The sequence below is a fragment of the Mycobacterium sp. NGS40 genome, from assembly GCF_059812735.1.
Window position 1 is genome coordinate 23,588 of the sequence record NZ_JCALDG010000010.1, and the last position, 15,751, is coordinate 39,338.

Below are 15,751 nucleotides of genomic sequence, written 5' to 3' on the forward strand. Positions count from 1 at the left end.
GGAGCCGGAAGATTCCTCTTTCCATATTGCCCTTCGATCAAGCGCAAAAGGCCAGGGCCTCGTTGAGGAGGGCCGGCCAGTGTGGCGATTGGCTGGGTGTGATAGCGGCCCATTCCCGAAAGCGGCGTCCGGCCGGGGCGAAGGGTAAGGCCAATCCGGACGTGATGAGTTCATCAACTCTTGCCGCGGGAAGCTTGACCACCAAGCAATCGGTTCGCGGGTCGAACGATGCGAAGAAGAGCCCGTTGACGCGCAGGCAGGGTAGGCCCATCATCGTTGAGCGAGTCACCGAGTCGGTTTTCAAGAGGATTTCCGCGAGGTCGGAGAAGCAGACTTCGGGTGAGGCGTCATTGGTCACGTTCGCCGCTCTTCGAACGTGGGTACCCGACGTTGCGCCCACGGGTCGGCGCCGACGTCCTCACCCTCGGCCGTGCGTCGCATGCGGTCGATGTAGTGCGCCCAGCCGCCGCGGTGGGCATCGGCGGCGGGCTCGTCGAGGCCGCGATGGACCAATGTGACCATGGTGGAACCGTCCGGCTGAGGAGTCAGGTCGATCTCGACAGTGGTTGAGCCAGGCGGTATTTCGACCTCGGGGCGTTCCCATCCGTAGGTGAATACGATCCGGTGTGGCGTGATCTCCAGGTAGCGGCCAGAGACGGTGTCGCCGTTGGGATGGGTCCATCGCACGATCCCGCCGGGAATCGGTTCGAGCGTGGCTTGCGGGGCCATCCACTGAATGAATTGATCCGGGTCGGTGAACAGTTCGAACACCCGTTGCGCGCTGGCGTGGACTACGAGTTGCTGGGCGGCCAGTTTCATGTCGGATCTGATTCGGCGGTCGCACGCAGCCGTTGCAACGGAGCAGCCCAGAATTCGTCGAGTAGCGCAGCGATCTGGCCAACGCGGGCAAGGTCAGCGCGATACAACCGGCGGGTGGCCTCCACCCGGACCTCCACGAGGCCTGCCTCGCGCAGCAGCTTGAGATGTTGACTTGCAGCCGATTTCGACAACCCCGCGGCTTCGGCGAGAGCGGACGCGGTGCGTTCCTGGTCCCAGACCAGCTGCAACATCGTCCGCCGTCCCGGGTGGGCCAAGGCCCTGATCGCGTTCTCGACGGCGGCCTCGCTCATGGGCGACGACCCATCGCGGCCAGGAGCCGATCCTGCGCCGAAGCGTCAGCGCTGAGCTCCACCTCTGGTCCGATGATGCCGGCTGCCCTTCCCCGCCGGGGCATCTCGGGTACGAACATCGCCGTACACACCTGAACCAGTGCGGGGTCGAGCTGCTCGTCCTGACCGGTGGCGCGTGCCAGATCCCAGGTGTGGATCAGCACATCCATAAACGTCCCGGCGACCGCCTGAGCGAGCGGCCAATCAAAGCCGAGCGGGGACGCGCAGGTTCGTTCCAGCACCCCCGGCTTTGAGACAGCTGTCAGCACCCGATGAACGTCCTTGCGATAACCGCGCGGCATCGCATCCTGCACCACCGCGGGTTGGCGACCCGCCGCCGCTGCGAGGAGATACTCCGCGCCCCCGACGAGATGATCGATGAGCTGTTGCACGTTCCACTCTGAACATGGTGTGGGCCAATCGAGTTGATCGGACCGCACCGTTTCGACAACGGTGATCGCGCGATCAGTGGCGGTGCGGTACAGCGCGACGGGGTCGACCATCGTCTCATTGTTCAGCATCTGCTAAATTTAGCGTCTGCTAAACAATCGGTCAAGGACATCGCTTGACATCGCATCGAACAATTGTTCGAATAGTGGTATGCGGTGGGCAAAACAGGCCGTCGCTGTCAACGGGGAACCGGTCGACGACGGGGCATTACCAGGACTGCAGCGGATCGGCCTGGTCCGCAGTGTCCGCGCACCCCAGTTCGAGGGGATCACCTTTCACGAGGTGCTGTGCAAATCGGCGCTCAACAGAATTCCGGACGCGGCCGCGCTGCCGTTTCGCTATACCGTCAACGGCTACCGCGGCTGCTCGCACGCCTGCCGTTATTGTTTCGCCCGCCCCACCCACGAATATCTGGATTTCAACCCCGGCACCGACTTTGACACCCAGATCGTGGTCAAGACCAATGTCGCGCAGGTATTGCGCCGCGAGCTGCGCCGGCCGTCGTGGCGACGCGAAGCGGTCGCGCTGGGCACCAACACCGATCCGTACCAGCGCGCCGAGGGCCGCTACGCGTTGATGCCCGGCATCATCGGCGCGCTCGCCGAATCCGGCACGCCGCTGTCCATTCTGACCAAAGGCACGCTGCTGCGGCGTGACCTGCCACTGATAACCGCTGCGGCTCAACAGGTTCCAGTGTCGGTCGCGGTGTCGCTGGCGGTCGGCGACGCGGAGCTGCACCGAGACGTCGAGCCGGGAACGCCGACGCCGCAGGCGCGCCTGGGTCTGATCGCCGCCATCCGCGACGCCGGCCTCGACTGCCACGTGATGGTCGCGCCGGTGCTGCCGCACCTCACCGACTCCGTCGAGCACCTCGACGGACTGCTCGGCCAGATCTCGGCCGCCGGCGCCACCAGCGTCACCGTCTTCGGCCTGCATTTGCGCCGATCCACCCGCGGCTGGTTCATGTCCTGGCTGGCCGGTTCCCATCCCGAACTCGTCGGCCGCTACCGCGAGTTGTACCGGCGCGGAGCGTATTTGCCGCCCGACTACCGCGAAATGTTGCGGGCGCGGGCCGCTGCGCTGATCGTCAAACACCGGCTGACCGGTGACCAGCGACCGTTTTCGCAGGCGCCGAAGTCCGGGCCGGAACCCGGTCAGCCCACGCTGTTCTAAGCGGGCTTGTCGCCGCGCGGTTTGGTCAGGGTGAACTGCTCCACGACCGCGACCGCGCCGAGTTGCCCGCGCAGCGCGTAATGCGTGGCCTTGATCGAGGTGTCGCCGCCCGGTTGGCCCGGATCGACGTCGAAAGCCACGAAGCCATAAGGGTTCTCGAAGTCGCGAAACGCCGACCAGGGTGCGTCCTCGACGACGTAAATCGGCTTCTTGCGCCCGATCGAAGCATCGAACGCTCCGACGCCGGTGATCACCCGGCACCGGGGTTCGGGGAAGAGCATGCCGTTGGTCGGTGCCGAGGTGCCGCCGCCACCCGCGACGACGTGCACCGTCCCGCGGGTCGTATCGATCACGTCGTGGGTGTCGACGGCTATCGGCGTCCGGGTGTCGGTGCTTTCGGTTCCCCGCAACGGATGAGACCGCTCGTAGTGGTGTTCGTGACCGCACAACACCAGATCGACCTGGTACTGGTCGAACAGTGGCAGCCATTGCTCGCGGACGCCGAGGTCGGCGCCGTTGGCCCGTTCGGCGGTGGAGACGGCGGTCTGATGCATGCAGATGACCACCCAGTCGATATCGGGATCGCGCCGCGCCGCCGCGAGTTCGGTTGTCAGCCAACGCTTCTGCTCGCCACCCGAATAGTTGTGGACGTAGAAGTTGCCGCCGTCCTGGTAGGCCACGTCGTCGTTGTTGAGGCTGATCACTCGCACCGAACCGGCGGTGAACGAGTACCAGAGCCCCCGCAATTCGGGGCTTGCCCCGGAATCGGGCACCGTGAAGTACGTCTGGTACGCGCCGTAGCCGACCGGCCCGTTGCCCAACTCGTTTTCGTGATTACCGGCGGCCGGCATCCACGGCCGGTAGCGCGCCGAGCGCGTGTTGTTCTCGAACCAGTTCGACCAGGTGCGGACGCGGTCCTGGGCGAGATTGGCGTAGCACAGGTCGCCGTTGACGAGGTTGAACAACGGACCTAGACGCTCGATCGCCAGCGTGGTGTCGGCGGCCGCGGGCGAGCCGATGTTGTCGGTGCTGTAGGTGCCGTCGGGCATCTTGTCCAGCGCAGGGGTGGACTGATCGCCGAAGCTTGTGAAGCGCAACGGCTTTCGCCCGACGGGCCCGGTCCGCACGGTGCCCTGCTCCGGTTCGGCGCCGTCGTGGATCGCGGCGTACACATAGTCGGTGTCCGGCGTCAGATTGGTCAGGCGAGCGTGGTTGACGCGAACTTCATTGTTGGACTTGGCATCTCGATACGTTCGGGTTTCTGCAGCGATGGTCTGGCCGTAACCGGACCCCGGCGTGCCGAGCATCACCCGCGGATTGCGGACGGTCTCGGTGCTGTGCCAGGACACCACCACCTCGGTGCCGGCGTTCTTGCCGAATTGCAGGTGCAGGCCGAACACCGGCGGCGCGCCGCTGCGATCCGGCTGACGCAGCAGTCCGGGCTCGTGCGAGTCGGACCACAACAGCGCGGCGGTCCCCACCCCGACGCCGGCGCCGACGCCCAACCCGACGACCGCGGAGGTGGCGCTGGTGGTCAACAACCGGCGGCGGCTAATGCCAGGCGCGCTGTCCGGAACGGCCGGATCGACGTCGTCGGTCATGCCTGCTTCATACCCGAGCCGGGCGTCCGTTGGCATATCGAAGGGTGAACGCCGGAGCCGTCGGTAACAAATCCGGTAGCGTTTTCGATATGACGAGCGTGAAAACGAACCTGCGAAAAGGGGCCGGCGCGGCGGCGTTGGCAGCGTTTGCGCTGGTAGGGGGAGTGATTCTCGGACCGGCGACGGCGCATGCGGACGGCCACCAGGTGACCTACACGATCACCTCGACCGGCAACCTGACGGCCACGGTGAACTATGTGAGTTCCGATCCGCCCAGCCCGTCCGCCTACAGCGCGGACCCGTCGAAGTTCATGACCAGCGTGCAGGCCCCACTCAGCGGGGGAACGCCGGTCACCTACACGGCAACGCTGGCAAACCCGAACCAGTACGCGAGCATCACCGCCAGCGGCATGCTGCACTGGCCGGACTCGGGCAACGGCCCGGCCTCGTTCCACTGCGAGATCGCGGTGGACGGTCAGGTGATCGCCCAGGCGGACGCCACCACCACCGTCACCTGCAAGGCCGGTTAGTCGGCCCGGCCGGGCCTCCGGCCGGGCGTGGGTCTAGCCGAGGTTCGTCGAGGCGAACGTGTCGCACTGCTGCACATCGCCGGTCTGGTAGCCGACGGTGAACCACTTTTGGCGTTGTGCGGCGGATCCGTGGGTCCACGACTCGGGATTGACGCGACCCGTCGACTCCTTCTGGATCCGGTCATCGCCGACCGAGGCGGCAGCCGAGAGCGCGTCCTGAATGTCTTTGTCGCTCAACGGCTCTAGGTACGGTACGCCGGTGCTTTCCTGCTTGACCGTCGACGCGTAGTGCGCCCAGATGCCGGCGTAGCAGTCGGCCTGCAACTCGGTGCGGACCCCGTTCCCGCCGGCGCCCTGTGCGCCCTGCTGGGCGCGGCCCAGGTTGCCCTGCAACTGCTGGACGTGGTGGCCATATTCGTGGGCGACCACGTACTCCTGCGCGAAAGGCCCACCGCTGGAACCGAATCTATCGACCAGTTCCTTGAAGAAGTCGGTGTCGAAATACGCGGTCTGGTCGACCGGGCAGTAGAACGGCCCCACCGCGGTGGTGGCCGGTCCGCAGCCGGTGTTGACCGATCCGGTGAACAGCCGCACATGCGGGCGGGTGTAGTTCGGCATCAGCTGGTGCCACACCGCGTCCACCGAGTTGCCGGTGGCGACGACGCGGCACTGCACGTACTTGTTGGCGTCGGCTCCGGTCTTGCACTGGCTAAGGTCGAATCCGGGCGCCGAGTAGCCGCCGGTGTTCGCGCCCTGCGGGGCCATGACCTTGCCGGGATCGATGCCGAGGAACAAGGCCGCTACCAGGATCAGCAACCCGATCCCGCCGCCCCCGAGGGCCATCCCCATGCCGCCACCGCCGGATGACGCCGCGGTGCTGGTGTCGATCTGCATACCCTCGTTGAAGGTCATGGTTTAGCTTTGCACACACCTAACGTTGTTGCGTAGCAGCAAATCGGTTGTCGGTATAGCGGCGCAGGTTGCTCAAGAACCGGCGCAGGCCCAGGTTCAGCAGCGGCCCGGTGAAGACCATCGCAAATCGGGCCGGCCCGGCCGGTTTCTGGGCCATGGTCCAGGTCAGCCGGCAGCCGCCGGGGATGACCTCGACTAGGTAGTCCTCGGCGAAAGCGGCGACGGCTTTGGTGGAGCACTCGTTGAACCGGAAGGCCATGCGGGTGAACGGCTCCCAGGCCAGAAATTCCTCGTCACCGGTGATACCGCCCCGCATCTCGACGATGCGGGTGGTGCCCACCCCGCGCGGCTCGGGACTGGTCCAGGTCACCTTGGTGATCACCGACGCCCAGCGCGGCCAGGCCTCGGCGTCGGCCAGCACCTCGAAAACCTGCTCGGGTGTGATGGCCAGGTCGACGCTGTTGCGAAACCGGAATGGCGCGTTCTCGATGAAGTCGAGATCGACGCGCTCGCAGGGATGCATGGCGACGACCCTAGCCTGCCTGTCCCTCAGCCGGGACCGTCGCTGGCCGCGGCCAGCAGTGGCACCAGCACATCGCTGATCGGTGTCGGCAGGTTGTGCGCGCGTGCCTTGCGGATGATCACCCCGTTGCGCAGGTCCCATTCCATCCGCCGGTGGTTCTCCCGGTCGGCCAGGATCGAGGTGCCCATGTCCTGCGGCGCGCTGCGGAAGGTGCCGACCAATTCGCCGACGATATCGTCGGGCAACCGGGCGCCTTCGGCCTGCGCGACGGTCAGACATTCGGCGACATAGCGGTGCGACAGCTCGGCGACGTCGTCGCGGTGGAACATCCCGGACCTCCGTCCCGACAGCGCCATCAACCCGGCCAACGCGTTGAGCAGCAATTTGCGCCAGGCGCTGGTGAGAAAGTCGGGGTCGCAGTCCACCCGGCAGCCGGCGTCCCGCAGCAGCTCGGCAACCGTCTGCGCCGAAGGGCCGCTGGGCAGCACCAGTGCGGGCTCCGTGCGCAGCCGCACCCAGCCCTCGGGCTGGGTCTCGGCGCCGTACCAGACGATCCCCGGAACCACGGGCGACGACGGGCACAGCGGCTGGACCTGCTCGACCTGCTCGACGCCGTTCTGCAGCACCGTGACGATGGTGTGCTCGGCGCACAGGCGCGAGAGCCAGCCGGCCGAGGCCTCGTTCTGGGTGGCCTTGACCGCCAGTATCACCACGTCGACGGGTCCGGACACGTGATCGGGATCGGTGTGCACGGGCCCCGGCACCACGATCGGGTCCTGGCCGTCGGGACGCAGTTCGATGCTGGCGCGGGGCGTGCGGCCGCAGATCAGCACCGAATGCCCGGCCTTGTGCAGCAGTGCGGCGACCGTCGTGCCGACAGCGCCGGGACCGACGAGAGCGATGTTTGTGGCGATAAAAGCGAAGTTACACCGCCCCTTAGACTGGTCAGTCGTCCAACGTAAAGAGGAGTATTCGTGCTGCGCAGCCACGCCGCTGGTTCGCTAAGGGATCGCGACGCCGGCCAACGGGTGACGCTGGTCGGGTGGGTGGCTCGCCGCCGCGATCACGGTGGCGTCATCTTCATCGACCTGCGGGACGCGTCCGGCATCGCGCAGGTGGTGTTCCGCGCGGCAGACGTGCTGGAACAGGCGCACCGGTTGCGCGCCGAGTTCTGCGTCGCGGTGCAAGGCGTCGTCGAGATCCGCCCGGAGGGTAACGCCAACGCCGAGATTCCCACCGGCGATGTCGAACTGAACGTCACGTCGTTGACCGTGCTCGGTGAAAGTGCGCCGCTGCCATTCCAATTGGACGAGCCGGCGGGGGAGGAGCTGCGGCTCAAGTACCGCTACCTCGACCTGCGCCGCGACGGACCGGCGGCGGCAATTCGGTTGCGCTCCAAAGTGAATGCCGCCGCCCGGTCGGTGCTGGCGCGTCACGACTTCGTCGAGATCGAGACGCCGACGATCACCCGTTCGACGCCGGAGGGCGCGCGCGACTTCCTGGTGCCGGCGCGGCTGCACCCCGGATCGTTCTACGCGCTGCCGCAAAGTCCGCAGCTGTTCAAGCAGTTGCTGATGGTCGCCGGCATGGAGCGCTACTACCAGATCGCGCGCTGCTATCGCGACGAGGATTTCCGTGCCGACCGGCAACCGGAGTTCACTCAGCTCGACATGGAGATGAGCTTCGTCGACGTCGAGGACATCATCGCGATCTCCGAGGAGATCCTGACCGCGCTGTGGGCCCTGATCGGCTACCAGATCCCGACGCCGATCCCGCGGATCAGCTACGCCGACGCCATGCGGCGGTTCGGGTCCGACAAGCCGGACATGCGCTTCGGGCTGGAGCTCGTCGAGTGCACAGAGTTCTTCTCCGACACCACATTCCGGGTGTTCCAGGCGCCGTACGTCGGTGCGGTGGTGATGCCGGGCGGGGCGTCGCAGCCGCGCCGCACGCTGGACGGCTGGCAGGACTGGGCCAAACAGCGCGGGCACCGCGGGCTGGCCTACGTGCTGGTCGGCGACGACGGCGAGCTGAGTGGTCCGGTGGCCAAGAATCTGACCGACGCCGAACGCGACGGGCTGGCCGGCCACGTCGGGGCCGGCCCGGGCGACTGCATCTTCTTCTCCGCCGGCCCGGCGAAGGCGTCGCGCGCGCTGCTGGGTGCCGCGCGCGGCGAGATCGCCCAGCGGCTCAACCTGATCGACGCGGGCGCCTGGGCGTTCGTCTGGGTGGTCGACCCGCCGTTGTTCGAACCCGCCGAGGACGCGACCGCCGCCGGTGACGTCGCCGTCGGCTCCGGCGCCTGGACCGCGGTGCACCACGCGTTCACCTCGCCCAAGCCGGAGTTCGAGGGTGCCCTCGTCTCCGATCCCGGTGTGGTGCTCGCCGATGCCTACGACATCGTCTGCAACGGCAACGAGATCGGCGGCGGCTCGATCCGTATCCATCGCCGCGACATCCAGGAACGGGTGTTCGCGGTGATGGGCCTGGACCAAGCCGAGGCGCAGGAGAAGTTCGGATTCCTGTTGGAGGCGTTCACGTTTGGCGCGCCACCACACGGCGGCATCGCGTTCGGCTGGGACCGGATCAACGCCCTGCTGTCCGGGGTGGACTCCATCCGCGAGGTGATCGCCTTCCCGAAGACGGGCGGCGGCGTGGACCCGCTGACCGATGCGCCCGCGCCGATCACCGCCCAGCAACGCAAAGAGTCCGGAATAGATGCCAAACCCAAACGGGTTGACCAAGCATGACCGAGACCTCAGATACCGAAACCGTCAAGTCTTTCAACACCGCCATCGCCGACGAATTTCGCGCTAACGGCGGCAAGGTAGGCGGACCGTTCGAAGGTGCCAAGCTGTTGCTGCTCACCACGACGGGCGCCAAGTCCGGGCAGTCGCGGTTATCGCCACTGGCGTATTTCGACATCGACGGCAAGCTGATCATCCTCGGCTCGTTCGCCGGGTCGCCCAAGGATCCGGCGTGGGTACACAACCTGCGCGCCAACCCGCAGGCCCACCTCGAGGTGGCCACCGACTCCGGCGTGGACACCTACGACGCCACCGCCCGCGAACTGCCGCCTGCCGAGCGTGAAGCGATCCTGCCCAAGGTTGTCGCCGCGGCGCCGGTGTTCGCCGAATACCAGTCGAAGACCAGCCGGGTCATTCCGCTGTTCGAGTTGCGGCGCGGCTGACACGTCTCGCATTGCCGCGCGCACCGGCGCTGCGGTAAGCAGGCGAGATGAGCACTTCGCTGCTGACGCGGCCGTTCGCGGGCCGGGCCGTCGTCGGGGGTTTCCAACGGGTCCGCGGCGTGTGGTTCTATCTCGTGCAAACGTCGGTAGCAGCGGGTCTGTCGTGGTACATCGCGCATGACCTGCTGGCACACCCGCAACCGTTCTTCGCCCCGATCGCCGCGGCGGTGTCGTTGTCGACCAGCAACGTGCTGCGCGCGCAACGCGCGATCCAGATGATCGTCGGGGTGACCCTGGGCATCGGGACGGGGACCCTGGTGCAGGCGCTGTGCGGACCCGGCGCGGTGTCCATCACGATCGCGGCGCTGGCCGCGCTGTTGGCGGCGGTCTTCATCGGTCAGGGCTACATCGGTCAGGGGATGATGTTCGCCAACCAGACCGTCGTGTCGTCGATTCTGGTGATCGCCCTCTATCGCAGCGGTGTCGGCTGGGAACGCATCTACGATGCGCTGATCGGTGGGGGACTGGCGATCGTCGTCGCCACCCTGCTGTTTCCGGCCGACCCGCTCGTCGTGCTGCGCAGCGCGCGTGTCGAAGTGTTGCGCACCCTGCATTCGGTGCTGGACCGCACCGGTGCTCTGGCCCGCGGCCGTGACGTTCCCGCTCGGGACTGGCCGCTGCCCGCCGTCGACAGGGTGCACGAGCAGCTGAGCGGCCTCATCCAGGCGCGGGCCACGGCGCGTCAGGTCGTGCGATTCGCCCCGCGGCGGTGGGGACTTCGCGACGCCGTGCAAGCCGCGGATCACCAGGCCCTGCATCTGGCCCTGCTCGCCGTCTCGGTGCTGCAGCTGGCCCGTGCCGTGGTCCCCGCGGTCGACGGCTGCTGCGCCCGGCTCCCGCAACCGGCGGAGGCGGTGCTCGACGATCTCGCGCAGGCGACGGCGCTGGCCGACTCCGATCCCGCGACCGCGACCAGCCATGTCGAAGCCGCCCGCCGGCATACCTCGCTGCTGCTCGCGAACGCGCGGGAAAGAAACGAAGTGGTGCTGGCCGACGTCGTCCAGGCGTGCGTCGACGACCTGCAGCGGGTGATCGACCTGGGCCAGCGGTAGGGGTGCTCAGATCGAGCCGGTCAAATACTCCTGGACCAGCTTCTTGGGCGCGCGCGTCAGCCAGGCTTCGGTGATCAGCTCCTCGAGACCGCGGACGTCGATCGCGGCCAGCCTGACCAGCACCGCGGGATAGCCGTCGAAGTGCGGCGTGGTGAAGTAGATGTCCGGCTCGTCGGCGACCAGCGCGAACTTGACGCCCTCGTCGGACACCCAGACGCCGAGGATGTCGCCCTCGGGCGCCTGGACCCCGTTGGCCGCCAGCGCGGCGCGGTCCGATACGCGCAGCGGTCGCTCCCACGCCAGCAACTTCTTGCCGACCCTCCAGTCATGCGGTGACTGCTCGCGGGTGAGTGGCAGCTCATCCACGATCCGGGCGACATCGTCCCAGGTGGCCACACGTCGATTGTGCTCCCGCTAGGGTGCGGTTGGAGCCGTATTGGCTATCGGTCGCCCACCCACGCATTCGGAGATATCAGGAGGTCAGTCGTGTCTTCTGCAGTGCATGAGCCGGACACCCGCCGCCATCGCGTCACCCACCGCACCGAGTACCGCTACTCGGACATCGTGACCAGCTCCTACGGCCGCGGCTTCCTGACGCCGCGCGACTCCCAGCGCCAGCGCTGCATCGCGCACCGCCTGACGATCGACCCGCCCCCTGCCGACAGCTCTACCAGCGTCGATGGGTACGGCAACATCAGTTCGTACTTCCATGTCACCGAGCCGCACACCGCCCTGACGGTCACCAGCGACTCCATCGTCGACGTCTATCCGGCGCCCCCGCAGCGCTACCGCAGCGGGCCGGCGCTGCAGCCCTGGGAAGCGGCCCGGCCGGCCGGGCGCCGGGGAGCGCTGGCCACCGAATTCGCCCTGGACCTGAATCCACCGGAGATCACCGACGAGGTCCGCGACTATGCGGCGCCCAGTTTCGTACCCGAACGCCCGCTGATCGAGGTGCTGCGCGATCTCACGTCGCGGATTTACGCCGACTTCACCTACCGATCGGGGTCGACGACGATTTCCACCGGGGTCAAAGAGGTTCTGGCGGCCCGGGAAGGGGTATGTCAAGACTTTGCACGGCTGGCGATCGCCTGCCTGCGAGCCAATGGGTTGGCGGCCAGCTACGTGTCCGGTTATCTGGCCACCGACCCGCCCCCCGGAAAGGAACGAATGATCGGCATCGACGCGACCCATGCCTGGGCCGCGGTGTGGACCCCGCAGGAACCCGGCCAGTTCGAGTGGCTTGGGCTAGATCCCACCAATGACCAAATGGTCGACCAGCGCTACATCATCGTGGGGCGGGGCCGTGACTACGCCGACGTCCCACCGCTGCGCGGCATCATCTACACCGACTCCGAACGCAGCGTGATCGACGTGGCCGTCGACGTGGTGCCCTTCGAAGGGGACGAACTCCATGCGTGATTTCAATTGCCCCAACTGCGGACAGCGGCTGACGTTCGAGAACTCCACTTGCCTGAATTGTGGTAGCGCGCTGGGGTTCTCAATTGATCAGATGGCTCTGCTGGTGATCACCGACGGCGAGGCCAGCGAGAAGCCTGGCTTCGTCAGCGCCTCCGAGTATGAGCTGTGCGCTAACCGTCAAGTGGCCGTGTGCAATTGGCTGGTGCCAGTCAACAACCCGCGGCTGCTGTGCGCATCGTGCGTACTGACCACCGAACGGCCCAACGATGCCGACTCGGTCGGCCTGGCCGAGTTCGCGGCGGCTGAGGCCGCCAAGCGGCGGCTGATCGTCGAGTTGCACGAGCTGAGGCTGCCGGTCATCGGCCGCGATCAGGACCCCGATTACGGGCTGGCCTTCCGGTTGCTGTCGAGTGGGCAGGAAAAGGTGATGACCGGCCACGAAAATGGCGTCATCACAATCGATTTGGCCGAGGGCGACGACGTGCACCGGGAGCAGCTACGGGTCGAGATGGACGAGCCCTACCGGACGTTGCTCGGGCACTTCCGCCACGAGGTCGGGCACTACTACTTTTACCGCCTCATCACGTCGGACGATTACCTGCGGCGGTTCAACGAGTTGTTCGGCGATCCCGATGCCGACTATCAGGAAGCGCTGGATCGGCATTACAACCAGGGTGCACCGGAGGGCTGGCAGGAAAGTTTCGTGTCGTCGTACGCGACGATGCACCCGGCCGAGGATTGGGCCGAGACGTTCGCCCACTACCTGCACATCCGCGACACCCTGGACACCTGCGCGTGGTCCGGATTCGCGCCGGCCTCGGCGACCTTTGATCGACCACCGTTGGGCCCCAGCGCGTTTGGTGCCATCATCGACTTGTGGCTGCCGCTGTCGTGGTCGCTGAACATGGTGAACCGCTCGATGGGCCACGACGACCTGTACCCGTTCGTGCTGCCCGCCCCGGTGCTGGAGAAGATGCAGTTCATCCATAACGTCATCGAAGAGGTGACGACGGCGGACACGCCGGCCGCCGTCGCGGGCTAGGCGGGCATCACCCGTCGTTCGTCCGGGCCCCACAGCGGCTGCATGCCGCCGGGCAGGGTCAACTGCGTGTCGGTGATGACGCCGGCCAGGTCGCGCAACTCGGTGTGGATCGTGGCGAGCAGGTCGGCCAGCTCTTCGCGGTGCCCGTCGACGGCCACCTCCAGCTCGGCGGGGTCCGAGCGGCGCAGCAGCGTGCTGATCTCCTCTACGGTCCGCTCCGGACGTGACGACCCCGACGCGCTGGGCAGGTCCTTGAGGTTGGCCCGTAGCCGCTCCAGCTGATAGAGCAGGGAGCGGGGGTTTTTCGCGTCGAACAGCATCAGTTCGGTCACCGCGGCGATGCTGACCTGACCGACGGTGCGGCGCCGGTAGATGACCGACGATTCGCAGGCCACCAGCGTCGACTCGATGATGGTCTGCTCGGCATCCGCGCTGCGCACCGTCGTGAGCGTGGCGCCCAGCAATGCGGTCAGCCACAGGCCGCGTTCGATCCGCTTGCCGATGTCCATCATCGTCCAGCCCGCGTCGCGCACCATCGACTCGCCGGCCACCCCCGACAGGGTCAGCATCCCGGCCAGGGTGCGTCCGTGCGCCGACGCGAGCCGGGTGTCGGCCTCGGCCAGCGATTGCGGCGGCTCGGGCCGGTGCGCGAGTCCGCGCTCCAGGTTGGCCAGCACCACCCAGGTGTCGTTGGACATCTGGTCGCGCACCGCCCTGGCGGCCAGGGCGAGGCCCTCCACGGACTGGATCAGAGATCCCGCCCGGTCCGGGTCGAAGGTCAACGCCCACAAGGTCGACGGGACGATCGCGATCATCTCGGCGTGGTCGTTGTCGGCCCCGGTGTCGCTGCCGGTGATGTGGCCCAGGGCGGCCATCAGCACCGGCACCACCTCGCTTTCCTCGGTGTCCTGATGGTGGCGGTAGACGTGGAAGCGGTCGCGGGCCGCCATCAGCAGCCGGGCGGTGCTTTCCGCGCGCTCGCCGTAGCGGCCGATCCAGAACAGGTCGGAGAGCACCCGCGGCGAGCTGACGCCCCAGGTGCCCGCGGCGGTCTTGACCGGTTGCGCCTCGGTCGGCAACGTGATGGTCTCGGCTCGCACACGTTCGGTGGGTCGAACCCAAACATCTTTAGCCGCAACAGTTTTCAACTCATAAGCGGCGGGACCCGGAGCCACTACGTAGCCGATGCCGCCGATCATCGGGGCATAGCCGCTGCGCTGGGCGACCGTGAACAGCCGCATGCCCACGCCCGCCGACGACAACACTCCGGCGTGGTCGGTCGGTGCGGAGGAGAATTGGGGTAGCTCCTGGCCGGCCCACTGCCACGGCATGCTCTCGATCTGTGCGGCGAGTCCGGTCAGCTGGGTCGACGAAAGCGTCGGTCCGACAAGGGTTTCCCCGCCGACGGTAGATTTGATCAACAGCGACGAGAGGTTGGCCAGCAGGTGCGAACGTTCCTTGTCGATGCCTCCCCAGTACACCGGCGCCGTGTTCAGTAGCGGGGCTTCGCCGAGCAGTTGCTCGGCCAGCTCGGGCAGAAAACGCAGCAGCCCAGGGCTTTCCAGGATTCCACTGCCCAGCGTGTTGACGACGGTCACCGTGCCGCGGCGTTGCGCCTCCACCAAGCCCACCACCCCGAGCCGGGAATCGGCGCGCAAGTCCAGCGGATCGGCGTAGAGCGCGTCCACGCGGCGAAGAACGACGTCGACCCGCTTGAGCGTCCCCAGCGAACGCATCCAGAGTTTGCCGTCGCGGACCACCAAGTCGGCGCTTTCCACCAGCGGAAAACCCAGCTGCGTCGCGAGATACGCCTGGTCGAACGCGGTTTCGGAGTAGATGCCCGGGCTGAGCACCACGACCACCGGGTCCTGGGCGTCGTCGGGCGCAGAATCGATCAGCGCCAGCCGCAGCGCCTGCGCGAACGGTGTGTTGGGCCGCGGCGCGATCCGCTCGTAGAGATCCGGAATCGCGTGCGCCACCACGCGCCGATCCGCCAGCGCATAACCGGCGCCCGAGGGCGCCTGCGTCCAGTCGGCATTGACCTCGAAGGAGCCGCTGGGCAACCGGCTCAAATCGCAGGCGTGCATGAACAATTGGTGGTGGCCCGGCACTTCGATTCCGCTGGCCGCGCGCACGTATCCGGGGTGGGCGAACACCAGCTCCGGGGGCAGCAAGCCGTCGGTGAGCAGCCGGCGCGGCCCGTACAGGTCGGCCAGCACGGCATCGAGCAGCCGCGAGCGCTGCACCAGCCCCGCCTCGAGCACCTCCCAGTCGGCCGCGGACACCACGATCGGCAGGGTGTCCAGGCTCCACGGCCGGGGTTCGAGGGCGTGGCCGCTGGTGGGATCGACTTCGGTGTAGGTGATTCCGTCGTTGTCGATCAGGTTGTGCACCACCGAGCGCAGCTGATTCAGCCCGGTGCGGCCACGTTCGGCGACCGTGTCGGCCAGCTCGGTCCAGGCCGGCCGCACGTGTCCGTCTTCGCCGAGGAATTCGTCGTAGCCGGCTCCCAGCGAGCCGGTGGGGCGCACCTCGAACAGTGCTTCCTGGGCGCGTGCGGTCCGGTACCCGGCCAGCAGGCGATCGGCGTCGTAATGCTCGGCCGAAACCGCCGACGGGTCGAGTGCCAT

At 67.2% G+C, this 15,751-nt stretch carries 17 protein-coding genes; 7 read left to right on the plus strand and 10 right to left on the minus strand.

Annotation, left to right across the window (positions count from 1 at the left end):
• Positions 1–37: 37 nt before the first annotated feature.
• The 4 genes from AC5Y5O_RS16635 to AC5Y5O_RS16650 are packed head-to-tail and all read right to left on the minus strand — an operon-like array spanning position 38 to position 1,690.
• On the minus strand, positions 38–358 hold the full coding sequence (locus tag AC5Y5O_RS16635; protein WP_096286632.1) for a hypothetical protein: 321 nt from the start codon (positions 356–358) through the stop codon (positions 38–40).
• Complete coding sequence (locus AC5Y5O_RS16640) at positions 355–819, minus strand: SRPBCC family protein (RefSeq protein WP_096286634.1); 465 nt, start codon at positions 817–819, stop codon at positions 355–357. Before AC5Y5O_RS16640 ends, AC5Y5O_RS16635 begins: the two co-directional genes overlap by 4 nt.
• Positions 816–1,130, minus strand: coding sequence for an ArsR/SmtB family transcription factor (locus AC5Y5O_RS16645; RefSeq protein ID WP_096286636.1), 315 nt, complete (start codon positions 1,128–1,130; stop codon positions 816–818). Before AC5Y5O_RS16645 ends, AC5Y5O_RS16640 begins: the two co-directional genes overlap by 4 nt.
• A complete protein-coding gene (locus AC5Y5O_RS16650) occupies positions 1,127–1,690 on the minus strand; it encodes a TIGR03086 family metal-binding protein (RefSeq protein ID WP_243393854.1) in 564 nt (187 codons plus the stop codon). The genes AC5Y5O_RS16645 and AC5Y5O_RS16650 overlap by 4 nt, the downstream gene beginning before the upstream one ends.
• A gap of 79 nt (positions 1,691–1,769) precedes the next feature.
• Between AC5Y5O_RS16650 and AC5Y5O_RS16655 the strand changes: the two genes are divergently transcribed.
• Positions 1,770–2,792: an Rv2578c family radical SAM protein gene (locus tag AC5Y5O_RS16655; protein ID WP_096286638.1), complete on the plus strand. Its 1,023-nt coding sequence runs from the start codon at positions 1,770–1,772 to the stop codon at positions 2,790–2,792.
• Here AC5Y5O_RS16655 and AC5Y5O_RS16660 read toward each other — a convergent pair.
• Positions 2,789–4,393, minus strand: a complete 1,605-nt coding sequence (locus AC5Y5O_RS16660; RefSeq protein ID WP_096291040.1) for a purple acid phosphatase family protein — start codon at positions 4,391–4,393, stop codon at positions 2,789–2,791. The genes AC5Y5O_RS16655 and AC5Y5O_RS16660 overlap by 4 nt on opposite strands.
• An 89-nt stretch (positions 4,394–4,482) precedes the next feature.
• Between AC5Y5O_RS16660 and AC5Y5O_RS16665 the strand changes: the two genes are divergently transcribed.
• On the plus strand, positions 4,483–4,923 hold the full coding sequence (locus AC5Y5O_RS16665; RefSeq protein ID WP_096286640.1) for an Rv2576c family protein: 441 nt from the start codon (positions 4,483–4,485) through the stop codon (positions 4,921–4,923).
• A 33-nt stretch (positions 4,924–4,956) separates the two neighbouring features.
• Here the strand turns inward: AC5Y5O_RS16665 and ypfJ are convergent, their stop codons facing one another.
• The 3 genes from ypfJ to AC5Y5O_RS16680 are packed head-to-tail and all read right to left on the minus strand — an operon-like array spanning position 4,957 to position 7,272.
• Positions 4,957–5,835, minus strand: coding sequence for a KPN_02809 family neutral zinc metallopeptidase (gene ypfJ, locus AC5Y5O_RS16670; RefSeq protein WP_096286642.1), 879 nt, complete (start codon positions 5,833–5,835; stop codon positions 4,957–4,959).
• 19 nt (positions 5,836–5,854) lie between these two features.
• Entirely contained in the window at positions 5,855–6,358 is a 504-nt protein-coding gene (locus AC5Y5O_RS16675; protein ID WP_096286643.1) for an SRPBCC family protein, read from the minus strand.
• 26 nt (positions 6,359–6,384) lie between these two features.
• Positions 6,385–7,272 carry an oxidoreductase gene (locus tag AC5Y5O_RS16680; RefSeq protein WP_207768525.1) on the minus strand — a complete coding sequence of 296 codons (888 nt, stop codon included), beginning with the start codon at positions 7,270–7,272 and terminating at the stop codon, positions 6,385–6,387.
• A 60-nt stretch (positions 7,273–7,332) separates the two neighbouring features.
• On the opposite strand from AC5Y5O_RS16680, the gene aspS reads away from it, so the two are divergent.
• Genes aspS through AC5Y5O_RS16695 form a run of 3 tightly spaced genes read left to right on the plus strand, consistent with a single transcriptional unit; the run spans position 7,333 to position 10,660 of the window.
• Entirely contained in the window at positions 7,333–9,108 is a 1,776-nt protein-coding gene (gene aspS / locus AC5Y5O_RS16685; RefSeq protein WP_096286645.1) for an aspartate--tRNA ligase, read from the plus strand.
• Positions 9,105–9,548 carry a nitroreductase family deazaflavin-dependent oxidoreductase gene (locus tag AC5Y5O_RS16690; RefSeq protein WP_096286647.1) on the plus strand — a complete coding sequence of 148 codons (444 nt, stop codon included), beginning with the start codon at positions 9,105–9,107 and terminating at the stop codon, positions 9,546–9,548. The genes aspS and AC5Y5O_RS16690 overlap by 4 nt, the downstream gene beginning before the upstream one ends.
• 47 nt (positions 9,549–9,595) lie before the next feature.
• Complete coding sequence (locus tag AC5Y5O_RS16695) at positions 9,596–10,660, plus strand: FUSC family protein (protein WP_096286649.1); 1,065 nt, start codon at positions 9,596–9,598, stop codon at positions 10,658–10,660.
• A gap of 6 nt (positions 10,661–10,666) precedes the next feature.
• On the opposite strand, the gene AC5Y5O_RS16700 is transcribed toward AC5Y5O_RS16695, so the two are convergent.
• Entirely contained in the window at positions 10,667–11,056 is a 390-nt protein-coding gene (locus tag AC5Y5O_RS16700) for an MmcQ/YjbR family DNA-binding protein (protein ID WP_096286651.1), read from the minus strand.
• A 90-nt stretch (positions 11,057–11,146) separates the two neighbouring features.
• Between AC5Y5O_RS16700 and AC5Y5O_RS16705 the strand changes: the two genes are divergently transcribed.
• Complete coding sequence (locus tag AC5Y5O_RS16705) at positions 11,147–12,079, plus strand: transglutaminase family protein (RefSeq protein ID WP_096286653.1); 933 nt, start codon at positions 11,147–11,149, stop codon at positions 12,077–12,079.
• Positions 12,072–13,121: a zinc-binding metallopeptidase family protein gene (locus tag AC5Y5O_RS16710; RefSeq protein ID WP_500025850.1), complete on the plus strand. Its 1,050-nt coding sequence runs from the start codon at positions 12,072–12,074 to the stop codon at positions 13,119–13,121. The genes AC5Y5O_RS16705 and AC5Y5O_RS16710 overlap by 8 nt, the downstream gene beginning before the upstream one ends.
• Here AC5Y5O_RS16710 and AC5Y5O_RS16715 read toward each other — a convergent pair.
• Positions 13,118–15,751 carry a circularly permuted type 2 ATP-grasp protein gene (locus AC5Y5O_RS16715; protein WP_500025851.1) on the minus strand — a complete coding sequence of 878 codons (2,634 nt, stop codon included), beginning with the start codon at positions 15,749–15,751 and terminating at the stop codon, positions 13,118–13,120. The two genes, AC5Y5O_RS16710 and AC5Y5O_RS16715, sit on opposite strands and share 4 nt — an antisense overlap.